The 18,781-nt window shown below is 45.5% G+C and carries 13 protein-coding genes; all 13 read left to right on the forward strand.

Going from position 1 to position 18,781, the window contains the following annotated elements:
* The first annotated feature begins 70 nt into the window (after nucleotides 1-70).
* The 13 genes from AC1DP6_RS00305 to AC1DP6_RS00365 all read left to right on the forward strand — a co-directional run bounded on the left by AC1DP6_RS00305 (nucleotide 71) and on the right by AC1DP6_RS00365 (nucleotide 18,731).
* On the forward strand, nucleotides 71-649 hold the full coding sequence (locus AC1DP6_RS00305) for an RNA polymerase sigma factor (protein ID WP_477053091.1): 579 nt from the start codon (nucleotides 71-73) through the stop codon (nucleotides 647-649).
* Nucleotides 650-705: 56 nt separating this feature from the next.
* A complete protein-coding gene (locus tag AC1DP6_RS00310; protein WP_477053092.1) occupies nucleotides 706-1,860 on the forward strand; it encodes a FecR family protein in 1,155 nt (384 codons plus the stop codon).
* A gap of 284 nt (nucleotides 1,861-2,144) precedes the next feature.
* Entirely contained in the window at nucleotides 2,145-5,528 is a 3,384-nt protein-coding gene (locus AC1DP6_RS00315) for a SusC/RagA family TonB-linked outer membrane protein (protein ID WP_477053093.1), read from the forward strand.
* Nucleotides 5,529-5,548: 20 nt separating this feature from the next.
* Nucleotides 5,549-6,964 carry a RagB/SusD family nutrient uptake outer membrane protein gene (locus AC1DP6_RS00320; protein WP_477053094.1) on the forward strand — a complete coding sequence of 472 codons (1,416 nt, stop codon included), beginning with the start codon at nucleotides 5,549-5,551 and terminating at the stop codon, nucleotides 6,962-6,964.
* Between the two features lie 17 nt (nucleotides 6,965-6,981).
* Nucleotides 6,982-7,719: a DUF4843 domain-containing protein gene (locus AC1DP6_RS00325; RefSeq protein ID WP_477053095.1), complete on the forward strand. Its 738-nt coding sequence runs from the start codon at nucleotides 6,982-6,984 to the stop codon at nucleotides 7,717-7,719.
* A 32-nt stretch (nucleotides 7,720-7,751) separates the two neighbouring features.
* Nucleotides 7,752-9,164 (forward strand): PKD-like family lipoprotein, encoded by a 1,413-nt coding sequence (locus tag AC1DP6_RS00330; RefSeq protein ID WP_477053096.1) that lies wholly within the window; start codon nucleotides 7,752-7,754, stop codon nucleotides 9,162-9,164.
* Nucleotides 9,165-9,650: 486 nt separating this feature from the next.
* The gene (locus AC1DP6_RS00335; protein WP_477053097.1) at nucleotides 9,651-10,934 is read left to right on the forward strand and encodes an MFS transporter; all 1,284 of its coding nucleotides are present in this window, start codon (nucleotides 9,651-9,653) and stop codon (nucleotides 10,932-10,934) included.
* A gap of 22 nt (nucleotides 10,935-10,956) precedes the next feature.
* Nucleotides 10,957-12,120: a Gfo/Idh/MocA family protein gene (locus AC1DP6_RS00340; RefSeq protein ID WP_441573292.1), complete on the forward strand. Its 1,164-nt coding sequence runs from the start codon at nucleotides 10,957-10,959 to the stop codon at nucleotides 12,118-12,120.
* Between the two features lie 23 nt (nucleotides 12,121-12,143).
* Nucleotides 12,144-13,199 carry a sugar phosphate isomerase/epimerase family protein gene (locus tag AC1DP6_RS00345; RefSeq protein WP_477053098.1) on the forward strand — a complete coding sequence of 352 codons (1,056 nt, stop codon included), beginning with the start codon at nucleotides 12,144-12,146 and terminating at the stop codon, nucleotides 13,197-13,199.
* 53 nt (nucleotides 13,200-13,252) lie between these two features.
* Nucleotides 13,253-13,669, forward strand: coding sequence for a c-type cytochrome (locus AC1DP6_RS00350; RefSeq protein WP_477053099.1), 417 nt, complete (start codon nucleotides 13,253-13,255; stop codon nucleotides 13,667-13,669).
* A gap of 32 nt (nucleotides 13,670-13,701) precedes the next feature.
* A complete protein-coding gene (locus AC1DP6_RS00355) occupies nucleotides 13,702-14,424 on the forward strand; it encodes a 3-keto-disaccharide hydrolase (RefSeq protein WP_441573289.1) in 723 nt (240 codons plus the stop codon).
* A gap of 146 nt (nucleotides 14,425-14,570) precedes the next feature.
* A complete protein-coding gene (locus AC1DP6_RS00360) occupies nucleotides 14,571-15,314 on the forward strand; it encodes a ThuA domain-containing protein (protein WP_477053100.1) in 744 nt (247 codons plus the stop codon).
* A 9-nt stretch (nucleotides 15,315-15,323) separates the two neighbouring features.
* The gene (locus tag AC1DP6_RS00365) at nucleotides 15,324-18,731 is read left to right on the forward strand and encodes a ThuA domain-containing protein (protein ID WP_477053101.1); all 3,408 of its coding nucleotides are present in this window, start codon (nucleotides 15,324-15,326) and stop codon (nucleotides 18,729-18,731) included.
* The last annotated feature ends 50 nt before the right edge of the window (nucleotides 18,732-18,781 follow it).

Raw genomic sequence — 18,781 nt, forward strand, 5'->3', positions numbered from 1 at the left:
ATTTACTGCGAACATACTGTCGTGGCAGGTCTAAGTTGAAAACTTTAGCCAAAAAAAGTATATTCACGCCATGATTGACGAGGTATTGCAATTACAGCGCCTCGCAGCGGGCGACCGCGATGCATATACTGCGCTGTATAAATATTATCAACCGAAACTACTTCGCTACCTGCTGCCATTTACGGGGGATACGGCTATTATTGCAGACGAAATAACACAAGATATCTTTGTGAAAATATGGCTTAAAAGAGAAACCTTCGTGGGTTTGCAGGCCTTTGAATACTACCTGTACCGCATGGCCCGCAACCGTCTCATTGACATTTTCCGCAGTGAAAAAAAGAGAAAACAACAGGATGCCGCCCTCCCTTCAGACACCCCGGATTACCATCTGGAAGATGAACTCAAATACCGGGAATACCAGCAGATTGCCCAACAGGCCATCGCCCTTTTACCGGAAAGAAGAAGACTCATCTTTGAACTCAGCACCCAGCAAGACCTTTCCTGGGCCGAAATAGCCGCACAACTGGACCTCTCCGTGGCAGTAGTCAAAAAACAACTACATCTTGCAAGTAAATTTATAAAAGACTATATGCGCAAACATGGAGATATCATTTTTGCCCTGCTGCTCTGCATTTCATTAGTTAGATAATTTTTTTTCGGCTACCGTCCCCTTTGCCTTTTTCCCAACGTGTATATAACATCGTGATGAACCAATACCAGGAATTATTACAGAAAATTGCCGCCGGTAACAGTACACCGGAAGAAAGAGCCTCGCTGCGCGAATGGCTGCAAACCCTTAGTGAATCTACGTATCAACAGATATTAGTAGAATACGGCGATCTCCTGGTACAGCAAAACGTGACGGAACCCTATAATGCAGCACTATTAAAAAAGATAAATGAACAGATCACGATAGCTGAACAAACACACCCGTCCACGCCTTTATACCGCCACCTGTGGTTCCGTTACAGTGCTGCGGCCTCACTGCTCGCTGCCCTGCTGCTATGCTGGTTCCTGTTCAAACCAGCCAAAACGCCCGTTTACAGTGCTATTCAGCCAGGAGGCAATAAAGCAATCCTAACACTGGGCAGCGGACAACAGATTGTACTGAACAATGCAGAAAACGGTGTATTAGGCCAACAGGGCGCTTCACAGGTCATTAAAATAGACAGTGGACTCTTGTCTTACCACGTCGCCGGCACCACCAGTGAAGTACAGTATAATACCATTACCACCCCACGTGGCGGCCAATTCCAGGTAATACTGCCGGATGGTTCGCGGGTATGGCTGAATGCCGCCTCCTCCCTGCGCTTTCCAACAGTATTTGCAGGCCATGAAAGAACGGTAGACCTTACCGGTGAAGCATACTTTGAAATAGCACCACAGCCGGAGATGCCATTTACCGTTGCCATCAATCATATAAAAGTAGCCGTACTCGGCACCTCTTTTAATATTATGGCATATACAGAAGAGAAAAAAATCAGCACCACACTGGTAACAGGAGCCGTGAAAGTAAGCAACGGGGATAACCAGGTGACTATTGCGCCCGGCCAGGAAGCCATACTGGATGCCGGTTCCACACAGTTTAAAATAAACAATGCCAATATAGCCGCCACCATAGCGTGGAAAGACGGTAAATTTTTATTTGACGAAACAGATATCTATTCCATCATGCGACAGGTAGCCAGGTGGTATGATGTAGACATTCGCTATGAAGGTGATCTTACCGGTATCACCCTCACCGGTGGGATCTCCCGCCAACAATACATATCCCAGCTTCTGGAGATATTACAAGCAACCGGCAACGTAAAATTTAAATTAAAGGATAAGCAAATTACAGTAACGGCTGCTCATAAGTGAACATCGCAGTCTGTTTAAATCATCATCAACCAACCATTTTCAATTAGTCAATTACCAATTACATGAGTAAGTAACAATCAACCATCAACCAGTAAAAGCCAAACAAAAACCGGAAGTGGTTCGAAGCACTTCCGGCGGATGTTTGGGCCTATACATTAACAAAAGGCATCCGTTCAAAAATGCAATTATTAGTCAAACCTAAACTATACGAAAGTATGAAAGTATTTCTATGCAACAAAGTCAGGCCCTGGCCACGACTCTCATCAACCAAAACGCTGTTAATAATGAAATTAACATCCCTGTTGCTACTTTTTTTTGCTCTACAGTTAAGTGCTACTACTTATTCACAGTCCGTTTCCCTTTCCGGGAAAAACATACCGCTAAAAACGGTATTCAACGCTATTCGTAGCCAATCCGGCTTTGAAATACTGTATAATCCTCACCTGGTCAGCCATGCAGGTGCCGTAGATCTCGATCTTAAAAATGCTTCAGTACAAGAGGTATTGAAAATGTGTTTTAAAGACAAACCGCTGGATTTTGAAATCAAGTACAATACCATCATCATAAAGGCGAAAGAGATCAGCCCCCCGCCTGCGGAGGTACCCGTGAATGCTGCACCAGCTATGGTGATCCGGGGTACGGTACTCGATGGACTAACAGGCGTACCCATAGCCGGCGCCAGTATAATGCTTTCTGAAACAGCCGGTACCACCACCGACCTGGAAGGAAAATTCAACATTACCGTCAACAGCGACAATGCGGTTTTACAAATCAAACATATTGCCTATGAAACGGCGACTGTTAAAGTATACAAAGATGGTAACATCACCATCAAACTGAAGCCCAGAGCCCTTCAGCTGGAAGGACATTCCGTCACTACCGGTATGTTCAAGCGCCCGAAAGAAAGCTTCACCGGCGCAGCTACCGTCATTTCCGGGCAGCAACTACGCAGTGTAAGCATGCTGAATGCGCTGCAGGCGATGAAAGTATTTGATCCTTCTATCCGAATTCCCGATAACATCCAATTTGGGAGTGACCCCAATAAACTTCCCAATATTAACATGCGCGGGACTAATAATTTCCCGCAACAGGTTACCGGAAAGACCGGCGCTACCTCGGGCGCCGACTTCATGGCTAATTACGCTACCAACCCCAACCAGCCACTATTTATCCTGGATGGATTTGAAGTAAGTCTCCAGAAATTATACGACATGGATATCAACCGCATCGCCAGTTTTACCATTCTGAAAGATGCAGCCGCCACTTCTCTCTATGGCTCCCGCGCTGCCAATGGCGTAATAGTGGTAGATACCAAACAACCATTACCTGGAAAACTGCAGGTGAGCTACAGTGGCGTCATGCAGGTAACAGCCCCCGATCTTACGGTATATCACCTGCTCAATGCACGCGACAAACTGGAAGTAGAAAGACTGGCAGGTTTATACAGCCAGTACAGTGATAACACCGATAGAGCAGATGCGGATGCATTTTACAGGAAGCTATATTCCTCCCGCCTGGCCGCAGTGGAAAGAGGTGTAAATACTTATTGGCTGGCACAACCTGTCAGAACAGGCGTAGGACAAAAGCATTCGCTTTACCTCGAAGGCGGAGACCAGTATATCCGCTATGGATTAAACCTGGGTTATGATCACGATGCAGGGGTGATGAAAAGCAGCGACCGGAATAATTATAATGTGGATATGAACCTCAGCTATCGCTTCAAAGGATTCCTGTTCAAAAACGTATTATCTGTTAACTACAATAAAGCCAATAACTCTAACTATGGCAGCTTTAGTGACTACAGCCGCTTAAATCAGTATTGGTCGCCTTATGATGCTAACGGAAAAATCAGTCAACTGCTGGAGTCCTACCAGGACCCGTTGAGCTATCAACTCGTCAGATACACTAATCCATTGTTTAACACAACGCTTCACACCGTTAATAACAGCGAATACACCAGCGTCAGCAACCAAACATCCGCCGAATGGACCATGGGAAAAGGTTTCCGACTGAGTGGCCGTTTGGGTCTCACCAAACAAACAGATGAAAGCAATTTATTTTTGCCCGCTACCCACACTTCTTTTATGTCGGAATCTGACTTCACTAAAAAAGGAAGTTACACCAGGGGGAATAATAAATTCTTTTCTTACGATGCCAGCCTGAATCTCGATTATTCCAAACGATCCGGGCGTCACTTATTTTTTAACACCACCAATATCAGTACCGCTGAAACAAACAGTGATGCGGCCAGCATCTATGTGCTCGGCTTCCCAAGTGACCGCATGGATCAGTTGCAATTTGGTAATGCTTATCCCGTAAACACCAGGCCTGATGGGAGCGCAAATGTTACAAGGCGTATTTCAGGGTTTACCAATTTCAGTTATAGTTACGATCAACGCTTCTCCACAGATGTGGGGATAAGTGCGGATGGCTCTTCCCAATTTGGTATTAATAAACGTTTTGCTCCATTCTGGAGTGTTGGTGCGGGTTGGAATCTGAATAAAGAAAAGTTCCTCGCCGCCACCACCAAATGGCTGGATATACTCCGTATACGCGCCACCATTGGAACCACCGGTAGTAACAGTTTTCCGCCTTATATGGGCATCACTACCTATAGCTACTATACAGACCAGAGCTATCGTGGCCAGGTAGGCTCCACCCTGATGGGCTACGGAAACCCCAATCTGCAATGGCAGCAAACCCTCAAAAAAAACCTGGGGGCCGACCTCGCCCTATGGCGTAGCCGTTTGGTTGTGCGCTTTGATATTTACCAGGAAAATACCCAAAGCCTGATACTCGATATTAATACGCCTCCATCTGCCGGTGTAACCAGCTACAAAGAAAATGTAGGGGAACTGGAAAACAAAGGCTATGAATTCAATACTACTTTCTTCGCTATAAAACAGGATGCAAAAGGCATTTACTGGAGCTTTTTTGTAAATGGCATTCATAACAATACCTATATCAAACATATTTCCAATTCATTAAAAAAACTGAACGACAACAACGATAAAAACGATAACGGACAACAAAAAACGCCTCAGCTCAGATTTCAGGAAGGTCAAAGCCCCAATGCCATATGGGCAGTTCCTTCCAAAGGGATAGATCCGTCTACCGGCCGCGAATTATACGTCAAAAAAGATGGTACCCTCACCTATGACTGGAGTCCACAGGACAAAGTGGTGGTAGGCGATGTTATCCCTTCTCTGCAGGGAAACTTCGGAAGCAATGCTACCTGGAAAGGGATGTCGCTGGGCGTGTATTTCAATTACCAGTACAGGGGACAGCTATATAACCAAACACTGGCTGATCGTGTAGAAAACGCAGACCTGGCATACCAGGTAGACGAACGCGTACTGCTTGGAAGATGGAAACAACCTGGTGACCAGACTTTCTTCAAAGGACTAAGCAGCGAAACCGGTAGAGTTATTACTACTCCTACCTACGCCACTTCCCGTTTTGTACAGACAAATAATTTCGTCAACCTGCAAAGCATATCTTTTGCTTATGTTATACCGGAGAAGTATACACGTAAATGGAAGCTGCAGAATACACGTATCGGACTTATTGCAAATGATATTGCCCGCTGGTCAACTATCACGGTTGAACGTGGACTGGATTATCCTTTCGCCCGGAACTTCACCATGAATATCAGTACCTCTTTTTAATTAACTGAAATGTATCATCGATGAAAAATACATATATTTTATACGCTCTCCTGACCATCCTTCTTATTACACAGGGAGGCTGCAAAAAATGGCTGGACGTAAGCCCGAAAACGCAGGTACGGGAAACGGAGATGCTGAAAGATGAACAAGGCTTTAAAGACGCCATCACCGGGCTGTATATGAAGATGACAGATGCTTCTATATATGGTCAGACATTGACCATGGGATTCACAGACATCCTGGCTCAGCGCTACAATACGGCCACTACTACCAGCCCATACTATAACATATCATCTTACAATTATACCAGCGCAACTCCCAAAGCCATCATCGCTTCCATATGGACCAATATGTATGGCGCCATCGCAAATGCTAATAATATTCTGAAAGTAATAGACAGCAAAAAAGAGGTCTTCTCCGGCACCAATTATGCAAGAGTAAAAGGAGAAGCGCTGGGATTAAGAGCGTTGATGCATTTTGACCTGTTGCGCATGTTCGGTGCAGCACCTGTAGTAGCAACACAAAAAAAATCTATTCCCTACATCACCACCTTTAGTGTACAGGTATCTCCGTTGCTCTCTGTACAAAATGTAATAGATAGCTGTATGAGTGATTTACGCGCGGCCGAAGCATTGTTATCTACAGACAAAACTATCCGGGAAGCCTATGACCAGGATGCCTTTCAGTCATATACCAGGAATCATATGAACTACTGGGCAGTAAAAGGACTCGAAGCCCGCATATTACTATACAACAATGACAAAGTGAATGCCATGGCGGCAGCGCTGGAGGTCATTAATAATCATGAGCAAAACTTCCCATTTACAGACAAGGCCAATGCAGCGGCAACATCGAACAGAGACCGCTCCTATGCCCGGGAACAGTTATTTGCCCTCAGTGTATATAAAATAAAAACATATGCGGATGCTTATTTTGTTTCTGATGGCACAGGCGCTCCGGCTCTGTCTATCACCAGCAAAACTTTCAACACCCTTTATGAAACTGCTCAGGGAGGTAGTTCTGATATCCGGTTCAATTACCAGTTTACCACTATTGGCGGCGCCGTGGCTACTTCCAAATATTCATTGGATAATATCTTCGCCAACTTCCTCATGAATAATATGCCGGTAATCAGGTTGTCTGAAATGTATTATATCGCAGCAGAAGCAGCAACGTCGCCGCAAACAGGTGTTACCTATTTAAATGAAGTGCGCACCCATCGGGGCCTGATGGCTCTTCCGGCAAACATTTCAGCGGATATACTGCAAGCGGAAATACTAAAAGAATATAAAAAAGAATTTTATGCAGAAGGGCAGTTGTTCTATTACTACAAAAGGCTAAATGCTGCCAAAATAGGGGGTAGTTCAATGATTACTAATGACGCTATTTATATTTTCCCCTTACCGGACAATGAAATTGAATTCGGCAACCACTAATTATTAAATCATTACTGATGAAACAACTGCTCAAATATATCGGTGGATTACTACTGGCCATATGTAGTTTATCTGCCTGCAAAAAAAGTAATCCACTTTCGTTTAGTGCGGCAGATATGGTATATATCTACAAAGCACCATATTCGCTCAATACTGATTCAATCGTATATTCTTTTGCAATACGGCCGGATAGTTTAATGCAGGATACCATAAAAATCCCGGTTCGCATTATTGGCATGGCTGCATCCAAAGATAGAGCGGTAACTATCAGGGTGGTAGCAGATAGTACTACTGCCACAGCAGGTACCGACTACAAATTGCTGCCCTGCAATATTCCGGCTGGTGCTTATTCGGCCACTCAGCCGGTAGTAATATATCGCACCGCCGGCATAAAAACCAAATCAATAAATATACTGCTGGAAGTAGTGGCTTCCCCGGATTTTCTGCCAGGAGTACCGAATTCCAAAGGAAGTACAACAGTGGCAGGAGGTACCACACATTACCGGATAAGGATCAACGACTATCTCACCAAGCCAGATAACTGGGATACCTGGCTGACCTACTTCTTTGGTACTTACAGTGCAGTAAAATTTAAGTTTATTATCAACGCTACCGGTCTGAGTGTCATTCCCTCTGATCTTCCATATGGCATATATTCCGTTTACAGTACTTTATGCAAACAACAACTGGAAATATATGAAGCGGCCCATGGTCCGTTGATAGATGAAAACGGAGACCCCGTTTCTTTTGATTAATTCAATTCATTATTGCTCTTCAAAATCAGTATATGCGCACAATAATAATTCCAGCCATCCTGCTAACCGTATGCTGGGGGATGCTAACAGGTTGTTACAAAGACAAAGGAAATTATCAGTATCATGATCTGAATAATATAAGCACCGATTTATCAGACACCACCATCTCCGTATTTCAACTGGATACCTTGCGTATCCATCCGGATGTAAAACAATCTATTCCGGACAAGGAGGGGTTATCTTATGAATGGGTAATGTACGCGAAGATAGGAGCTCCGCTTACAAGACGCACCCTGGGCAACAGCCGCAATCTGGACGCACAGATTATTGAAGGCCCCGGCCCCTACATACTGAACCTGTTTATCACAGATAAAAGCACGGGGGTTACCACCACTATTGAGCAACATATAAAAGTAATGAGTGCCCTGAATGAAGGATGGTTGATATTGGAAGATAGTACCACGCAGGCAGATATCTCCATCATTACACCGGCGGATGTTGCTTTCCATCACATCTATTCACGCGTCAACCCCAGCATACCACTTCCACCGGGTACGCACCATTTATATGTATTCGACAGACGGAATAGTCAGATCATCTACATACTTTCACCCACTGGCGGTACACAAGTAGACTATTCCACTTTTATGGTCATTGGAAGCTTTAAAGATTGGTTCTTTATAACGCCCGCTGCCAGACCCCAGCTATACCTGCCTTTTATGGGCGGTGAAGTGTTGCTCAACGATGGCCACCCATTTGGCATGTCGCTCTTTGTGCCACCACCTTATAAGCTCAGTCTTGCCCCTTCCGGTAACTACTACATGGCGCCGTTTGATCTGACGTCACCATATGGACCGGTATTCTACGATACTATTTCACAACGATTTGTAGCCCAGGATTCCTACACTTTTGATCTGATACCATTTTCCAATGGCGAGGCTACAGATGCGTTCAATATGAATAAAGTAAATAAACATCTGCAGTATGCGGAAAACGGGCCCGGATTTGATCAGAGTTACGCTTTCTTCAAAAACAATAACAATGACTCGATGTTCGTATATACCTTCACCAACAACGGTCCTTACAGTACCCCAGGCACAGCAGCTCCCATAGGCATCGCTCCGGGAATAAAAGATGCCGGCGTTTTCCAGATGTCGAAACTACTTCCGCACCTGTACTATGTCAGTAACAACAAAATATACTTGTATGATATTCCGGCGGCAACAGCAAGGATAATATACACCTTTCCGGCAGGAACGGTGATACGTAGCATGAAAACAAGTAAAGATAACGGTCAGCTTGTAGTAGCTACACATGAAAATACAGAAGGCAAGGTATATTACTTCACCATAGGTGCCACCGGTGATTTTGAAGGAAATACCTACCACAAAGTATTCGGAGGTTTTGGTATTATTAATGACATCACTTATAAAAAAGCACCCTGATAGCCAGATCCCAATAATCAACCTGCCCGAAAATTACCCGGGCAGTAAAAGACACCACTTAAAAATGCTGCCCGGAATATATATTCCGGGCAGCTTCTATTATAAAGGCACCTATCCCGATAAATCGGCTGCCATCCTACCATATAAAATGAACGGTATTTTGCGGTAACCACAGTTCAATTCCTAACCGGGGAAAGTGAATAAAGTATCACCATAGGGTAAAATATTGGCATCTGAATGTAAGTGACGATGATTGTAATCCGGAAAAACATGACAAACTGAGTCAACCGTTTATCCTGAAATTTTACCGTCCGGGCCGGGCATTAACACTTCATTTAAAATGTAAAACAGAACATTGGCAGCCGAAATAAAAATTTTCAGGAAAATTGCGTGTCATCCATACAAAAAGATGGAAATATGCAAATACTTTTTATAAATTTAAAGGTTTAATAGCCGTTTTTAACTTTTACACAAATATCCACGTTTATGGCAAATGTAATTCAGCCACAGAAATTGTTCGTAGCCAGCTGCATGGCGCTGCTGGTAACATCATTGTCCTTTGGCATCCGCGCCGGTATTTTGGGCGGTCTTGGCGTTGAGTTCCACCTGGATACAAAGCAACTGAGCATCATTGCTGGTACTGCTTTCTGGGGCTTTCCGCTGGCAGTGGTAATAGGCGGTTTTATAGTAGATGTAATAGGTATGAAACGATTGCTGCTCGCAGCTTTCATCCTGCATCTGCTGGGAATTGTGCTGACGGTATTTGCGTCCGGTTTCTGGTCCCTGTTTATTTCCACCTTGTTTATCGGTATGGCCAACGGTACCGTAGAAGCGGCCTGTAACCCGCTGGTAGCCACCATTTTTCCTGACAACAAAACTACCAAATTAAACCACTTTCACCTGTGGTTCCCCGGTGGTATCGTAGTAGGTACCCTGCTGGTATTCTTATTATCTAAGCTGGGCCTCAGCTGGCAGCTGCAGGTAGCCACCATGATCATCCCTACCCTTATCTATGGTTATCTCTTTTTGAAACTTGATTTCCCTGTTACAGAGAGGGTAGCATCCGGCGTTTCTTCCTCCCAGATGTACAAATCAGTTTTAAGTCCCCTGTTCATTGTGATGTTTATCCTGATGTTTGGCACCGCCATCACAGAGCTCTTCACCGGCCAGTGGATTGAAGTATTGTTAAAAAATGTGACGGAAAATTCTATCCTCATTCTCGCATTAACAGCAGGAGTGCAAACATTGGGCAGAGGTGTAGCTGGTCCGGTGGTACATAAAATATCTCCTACCGGCGTTTTACTTTTTTCCGCGATCTTTTCCGCTTTGGGCTTATATTTACTTTCCCATGTATCTGGTAATATGATCTTTGTAGCCGCCGTTATTTTTGGTATGGGCGTTACTTATTTCTGGCCTACCATGCTGGGTTTTGTATCAGAAAACATTCCTCAGTCAGGTGCGTTAGGCATGAACCTCATGGGTGGTGCCGGTATGTTTGCCGTATCAGTATACATGTATTTCATGGGTGGTTTTTATGATCGCATCATTGTAAAACAACTCCCTGCCGGTGCTTCCCTGGATGCCTACCGTTCTGCGGCAGCAGGCAGTGCAGAAGCCACCGCCTTCAGTCAGGCCACCGCAGTAGCCGGACCTGAAATCATCAATGCCACACTGATCATACCTGTAATGCTGATCGTAGCTTTTGCAGGACTTTTCTTTTTTATGCGCAACCGCAAAAAAGTAGAAAAAGCACAGGTTCAAATAGTATAACTTATAAAAGATAATTGTAAATATGACACGGAAACTAAGAATGGGAATGATAGGAGGCGGTAAAGATGCCTTCATTGGTGCAATTCATCGTATTGCGGCCAATATGGACGGACTGATTGAGCTGGTGGCAGGTGCCCTCAGCATCAATAACGACATTGCAGTGGAATCCGGTAAAATGCTGTTCCTCGACCCGGAACGCACTTACCTCGATTTCAAAACCATGCTGGAAAACGAAGCGAAAATGCCGGCAGATAAACGTATGGACTTTGTGACCATCGTTACGCCTAACTTCGCCCACTTTGAACCAGCTATGATGGCGCTCGATCTTGGTTTCAACGTAGTTATAGAAAAACCCATCACTTTTTCTCTCGATGAGGCCAAACAATTACAGGCAAAAGTAGAAGCCACCGGCTTAACACTGTTGCTCACACATACCTACACCGGCTATCCAATGGTAAAACAAGCCAGACAGATGGTAAAAGATGGTGCACTCGGCAAGATCCGCAAAGTATGGGTAGAATACCCACAAGGCTGGCTCAGCAAACTGAGTGAAAGAGAAGGTAATGCACAGGCAGCCTGGAGAACAGATCCTAAAAAATCAGGCAAAAGCGGCTGTATGGGCGATATCGGTACCCATGCTGCTAACCTGGCAGAATATATCAGCGGCGCCAAAATTGAAAAATTATGCGCCGACCTGAACATCATGGTACCGGGTCGTGCACTGGACGATGACGGCGCTGTATTGCTCCGCTTCGACAATGGCGCTGCCGGTGTGCTGATGGCATCACAGGTAGCTGCTGGTGAAGAAAATGCACTGAAAATCCGTGTATACGGAGAAAAAGGCGGTCTCGAATGGGCACAGCACGAACCCAATACCCTCCTCGTAAAATGGCTGGATAAACCTACTGAAATCTACCGCGCAGGTGGTGGCTATTCTTTCCAGTCCAGCTACATGACACATAATACCCGCACACCAGGCGGCCATCCGGAAGGATACCTGGAAGCATTCGGTAACCTGTATCGCAACTTCGCACAAACTTTATCTGCTAAAATTGATGGCGTACAACCATCTCCGGAATCCCTGGATTTCCCGGGCACAGCAGAAGGTGTTCGCGGTATGGCTTTCATCGATAACGTAGTACGTTCTTCTCAGAGCGATGCTAAATGGACAAACTTCGAGATATAGTATTTCATCACTAGAACGAGCGTATGAAAACGATAAAAGGACCCGGTATTTTTCTGGCGCAATTCATGGGAGATGAAGCGCCTTTCAATAGTCTGAAATCTATCTGTGAATGGGCGGCCTCCATTGGTTTTAAAGGAGTGCAGATCCCCAGCTGGGATGCCCGCCTGATAGACCTGCAAAAAGCAGCGGAAAGTAAAACCTATGCAGATGAAATCAAAGGCATTGTAAATGCCGCAGGACTGGAAATAACAGAACTAAGTACACATCTGCAGGGGCAACTGGTGGCTGTAAATCCGGCATTCTCTGAAATGTTTGACGGATTTGCGCCTGCACAATATCACAATAACATTAACGCACGTACGGAGTGGGCAGTAAACCAGTTGAAATATGCGGCTAAAGCCAGCCGTAACCTGGGCCTTAATGTCCACGCTACTTTCAGTGGTGCACTGTTGTGGGCGCCTGCCATGTATCCATGGCCGCAACGCCCGGCAGGACTGGTAGAAACAGGTTTTGCTGAACTGGCAAAACGCTGGCTCCCCATCCTCAATGAATTTGATGCCAACGGCGTAGACGTTTGTTATGAAATTCATCCGGGAGAAGACCTTCATGATGGTATCACCTTTGAACGTTTCCTGGAAGCTACCGGCAACCACACCCGTGCAAACCTCCTGTATGATCCGAGCCATCTGCTGTTGCAATGCCTCGACTACCTGGAGTATATCGACATCTATCATGAAAGGATCAAAGCATTCCACGTAAAAGATGCGGAATTCAATCCTACCGGCCGCTCCGGCGTTTACGGCGGATACCAGTCGTGGATAGATCGTCCGGGCCGTTTCCGCTCTCTGGGCGATGGACAGGTAGACTTTAAATCCATCTTCAGCAAAATGGCGCAATACGATTTTGCCGGCTGGGCCGTTATGGAGTGGGAATGTTGTATCAAACATCCGGAAGATGGCGCTAAAGAAGGCGCACCATTTATTAAGGATCATATTATCCGTGTCACCGAAAAAGCATTCGATGACTTCGCAGGTGCCGGCACAGATGATGCTTTCAACAAAAGAATATTAGGTATTTAATTAATTATCCACCGATCGTTATAGTAAACAATAACCAAATAAAAAATCAACAAATGAGAAAGAGATATCTGGCGCCGCTCGTACTAAGTGTTTTATTCTTTGCAGCATGCGGAGGAGGTGAAAAAAAACAAGAAAATGCTGATAGTGCAAGCACTCATGAAACCGCGCCAGCAGCAGATAATTCCATGGTGTCGCCAAGTGCCAGCAAACCAGTGAGCAAAGGCGAAACCCTGATGGCACAAAGCGATTGCAAAACCTGCCATAAAGAAGAAATGAAAGTGGTAGGACCCGCACTGAAAGACATTGCAGGTAAATATCCAAACACACCGGAAAACATAGATAAACTGGCCGACAAAGTAATCAAAGGCGGTTCTGGTAACTGGGGTGAAGTAGCGATGTTACCACATCCACAGATTTCAAAAGAAGATGCCAAAGAAATGGTAACATATATCCTTTCTATTGGCAAATAATTGTTGTTTTAACATAAACTCAATCATCTGTAATGAAAAAAATAATCCTGGGGGCATTCATGGCAAGCGCTATACTCGGCGCTTCCGCAGTGAAAGCCCAGCAATTAAATACCCTGTCAGCTAAGGAAAAGAAACAAGGATGGGTATTGCTGTTCGATGGTACTTCTACCAAAGGCTGGCATACCTATCTGAAGTCTACCGCCAGCCCTGCATGGGGCGTGGCAGATGGTGCAATTGCACTGGATCAGGCAGCAAAAAAGAATGGCGCACCCGGTGGTGACCTCGTTACAGACGCAGAATATGAAAACTATGAACTGAGCTACGAATGGAAAATTTCTCCAGGTGGCAACAGCGGTCTTATCTTCAGCGTTCACGAAGATCCTTCCTTAAGCCAAACCTACCTGTCAGGTCCTGAAATGCAGGTAATCGATGATGCCGGCCATCCGGATGGCAAAAACCCAAAACACAATGCGGGTGAATTGTACGACCTGATCAAAGCTACTAACAGACCCGTTAAACCTGTTGGACAATGGAATTCCGCCAAAATATCCAAGAAAGATGGTCACCTGACCCTCTGGCTCAATGGCGTAAAAACTGCAGAAACTACTATGGGTACTCCTGAATGGGATGCACTGGTAGCCAAAAGCAAATTCCATGACTGGAAAGATTTCGGCAAATATGCCAAAGGTCATATTGCCCTCCAGGACCATGGTGATGATGTATGGTATCGCAATATCAAAATAAGAGTTCTCTAATCAGGAATTACGAATTTCAAATTACGAATTACGGATTTACAGGTAGATCTAAGCGAAAGATGACCTTCGCGTTTACAATCTACCTGTAAATCCGTAATTCGTAATTTGAAATTCGTAATTCCCACTAAAATCCCACGAAAAATAAGATGAAAGCACTAACCGCGTTTATTACACTCTTGCTCCTCGCCGGCACTATTTCTGTGCAGGCAAAGAATAAACACAAGGCCAAAAGGGTATTGGTTTTTTCTAAAACAAAAGGCTTCCGCCACGATTGCATTCCTGCTGCCAAAACAGCGATCATGCAACTGGGAAAAGACAATGGATTTGAAGTAGATACTACTGAAGATGCCAGCGCATTTACCCCTAAGAACCTGAAAAAATATGCGGCCGTTATTTTCAGCTGCACCACCGGCGATGTACTCGACAGCGCACAACAGGTAGCTTTTGAAAACTACATCCACCAAGGCGGCGCCTGGATGGGTATCCATGCAGCAACAGATACGGAATACGATTGGCCATGGTATAACAAACTCGCCGGTGCCTGGTTTCTGAGTCACCCGAATCAGCAAACAGCCACCCTGAAAGTAGTGGATCATAATCATCCTGCTACCAAAGACCTGCCAGATGAATGGATCCGTAAAGATGAATGGTACAATTTCAAAAACCTCAACCCCGATGTACACGTGCTGATCAAAATTGATGAAAGCAGCTACACCGGCGGCAAAAACGGCGACAACCACCCTATGTGCTGGTATCACGATTTTGAAGGAGGACGTGCCTTCTACACTGAAATGGGACATATCAAAGAATCATACCAGGATCCTGTATACCTGAAACATTTGCTGGGCGGCATCGAATATGCTATCGGCAACTGGAAACCCAAAAACTAATCCGCTATAATGAAACATACCATCAAGCTTATTTTGCTGCTGGCCCTTGTGGGCATGGCGGCCTGTAAAAAATCACGTCCGGGCAAACCGAGAGTACTCGTGTTTACCAAAACGGCCGGCTTTCACCACGCCTCCATCCCTGCAGGCATTGCTGCTGTGCAAAAGCTCGGCACCGAAAACGGCTTTGACGTAGATACCACCACCGATGCTACCAAATTCAATGAAGATACTCTCCAGAACTACTCTGCGGTAATCTTCCTCAGCACCACCGGTGATGTACTCAACAACTACCAGGAAGCAGACTTCGAAAGATATATTCAGGCAGGCGGCGGTTACGTAGGTATACACGCTGCGGCCGATACAGAATACGAATGGGGCTGGTATAACCACCTCGCCGGCGCATGGTTCCAAAGCCATCCTCCGGGCGTTCACAAAGCTATAGTTGACGTAATTGTAAAATCATTTCCCGCTACGGAAGGTCTCCCCGAAAAATGGGAACATACCGATGAGTGGTATAACTACAAAAATGTGGATACCACCACCACCGTCCTGTTGAAATTAGATGAGAAATCATACCAGGGTGGTACCATGGGCGGTAATCACCCAATCAGCTGGTATCATGACTATGATGGTGGCCGTGCGTTCTACACAGGACTCGGACATACCGAAGAATCTTATACAGACAGCTTATTCCTGAAACATCTCTCCGGCGGTATCAAATATGCAATCGGTAAAAACCAGGTACTGGATTACAGCCTGGCTAAAACCCTGCGTGTACCGGAGGAAGATCGTTTCACTAAAAACGTACTGGTATCCGGTGAGTTCTTTGAACCAACGGAAATGGCGATACTCCCTAACCTGGATATCCTGGTGGCACAACGCCGCGGAGAACTGATGCTTTACAACGCAGCAGAAAAGAAACTCTCTCAGGCAGGTTTCCTGAATGTATATCACCATACCAATGTACCGAATGTAAATGCAGAAGAAGGTTTCCTCGGCCTCGCCGCTGACCCCGACTTTAAAACTAACCACTTCATCTACGCGATGTATTCCCCCGCGGATACTTCCGTGAACCGTTTGTCACGTTTCAAATTTGAAAACAACAAACTGGATATGTCTTCCGAAAAAGTAATCCTGCAGTTCTACTCCCAACGTGATATCTGCTGCCATACCGGTGGCTCTATTGCATTCGGACCAGGTGGACTGCTGTATTTATCTACCGGCGACAATACCACTCCGTTTGATGAACCCGGACAGAAATATGTAAGTAAAGGTTATGGCCCTACAGATGACCGCCCGGGTCACCTGCAGTACGACGACCGCCGCGGTTCTGCCAACACCAACGATCTGCGCGGAAAAATCCTGCGCATCAAAGTACAGGCAGACGGATCTTATACCATTCCTGATGGTAACCTGTTCCCTAAAGATACCAAAGGCGCCCGTCCTGAAATTTTTGCCATGGGTACACGTAATCCATATCGTATGTCTGTAGATCAGAAAACAGGCTATGTATACTGGGGAGAAGTAGGGCCCGATGCAAATAACGATGACTCTACCCGCGGACCAAGAGGATATGATGAAATAAACCAGGCGAAAAAACCGGGTAACTTCGGTTATCCGATGTTCATTGCCAACAATAAACCATACCGCAAATACAATTACGAAACTGGCGAAAGCGGTCCTTACTTCGATCCGCTGAAACCTATCAATGATTCCCGTAACAATACCGGCCTGAAAGAACTGCCTCCGGCAACGTCTGCATTCATCTGGTACCCTTACGCCAAATCAGAAGAGTTCCCGATTGTAGGTAGCGGCGGCCGTAACGCCGAAGCAGGCCCGGTTTATTACAGCGAATTCTATCCAAAAGAAACCCGCTTCCCCGATTACTATAACGACAAACTGTTTATCTACGACTGGATCCGCGGTTGGGTGATGGCTGTAACCATGGATAAGAACGGCGACTTCTCCAAAATGGAAAGATTCATGCCTAATACCAAACTGAATGCACCGATCGATATGGAAATGGGTCCGGACGGTCGTTTGTACATCCTGGAATATGGCAATGGATGGTTCAGCAAAAACGTAGATGCAGGCCTCTCCCGGATCGATTTTAACGGTGGTAACCGTGCGCCGAAGGCTAACATCCACTCGGACCGTTTAACCGGCGGATTGCCCTTTAAAGTGAAAGTAAGCGCAGAAGGTTCTGTTGACCCTGATGGCGACAAAATCACCTACCTCTGGAATTTTGGTAACGGTACCAAAAAAGAAACCACAGAACCCACCATTGAATATACCTACACCACACCAGGTGAATACCAGGTATTTGTGGAAGTAGCGGATGACAAAGGCGCTAAAACGAAAAGTAAATCCATAGATGTTTATGCAGGTAATGAAACGCCTGATGTGAAAATTGCCATCACCGGCAACCAGATGTTCTACTTCCCGGGCAAACCCGTACAGTATACCGTAAACATCAATGATAAAGAAGATGGTAATTCAGCTGACGGTAAACTCGATGCCAACAATATTTTCGTAAAGGCAGATTATATCCAGGGCCGTGATAAAGCAGCAGCTCCACAGGGCCACCAGGTGATTACCGGCGCTATTGCAGGTAAAAACATCATGGAAGTATCTGACTGTAAAACCTGTCACAAACCGGATGAAAAATCAATCGGACCTTCTTTCAAACAGGTAACAGAAAAGTATAAAAACGATCCTGCTGCTCCTGAAATGCTGGCTAAAAAGATCATCAGCGGTGGTGGTGGCGTATGGGGCGAAACAGCCATGGCTGCTCACCCGGGCCTTTCTGTAGGAGAAGCCAAACAACTGGTAGAATATATTTATTCTATTGGCGGCAACGCTCCCAAAATAGCCTCCCTGCCCGTTTCCGGCACCATTAACCCTACTATGGGTGGTGAAGCAAAAGATAACGGGGTATTGTATATGCTCGCCAGCTATACCGATAAAGGTGGTCCCGGCATTAAGCCAATCACCGGTACAGCACAGACCGAACTGATCAGCCCAGTACTCGCAGCAGCAGACTACAACAAAGCAGACGGCGTATCTACCTTCTCTGTAGACGGTATGAAATTCCTCATTCCTTCCAATGCAGAAGGCTGGGTAGTATATAGCAAACTGGATCTTACAGATGTGAAAGGAATAGAACTGGCCTATATGGTACAGGAAACACCACAACAGGGTTATGTAGTGGAAGCCTTCCTGGACGATGCCAATGGTACCCGCTTAGGCGAAGTGACCATTGGACCAGGCGCCTTGCCTAAAACCGCCAACAAGGTGAACTTCAACTTCACCCCGGTAGCAGATGGTAAGAAACATAGTCTTTATTTCCGCTTCAAAGCAACGGATGCTACACAAAAAGTACAGTTAGGTATACTGTCATTTACGCTTCATACGTAATCATATTTTGTCGATAAAAAAGGAAAGGGTGTCTCTATAGAGACACCCTT

It is taken from the genome of Chitinophaga sp. 01L420, from assembly GCF_056399985.1.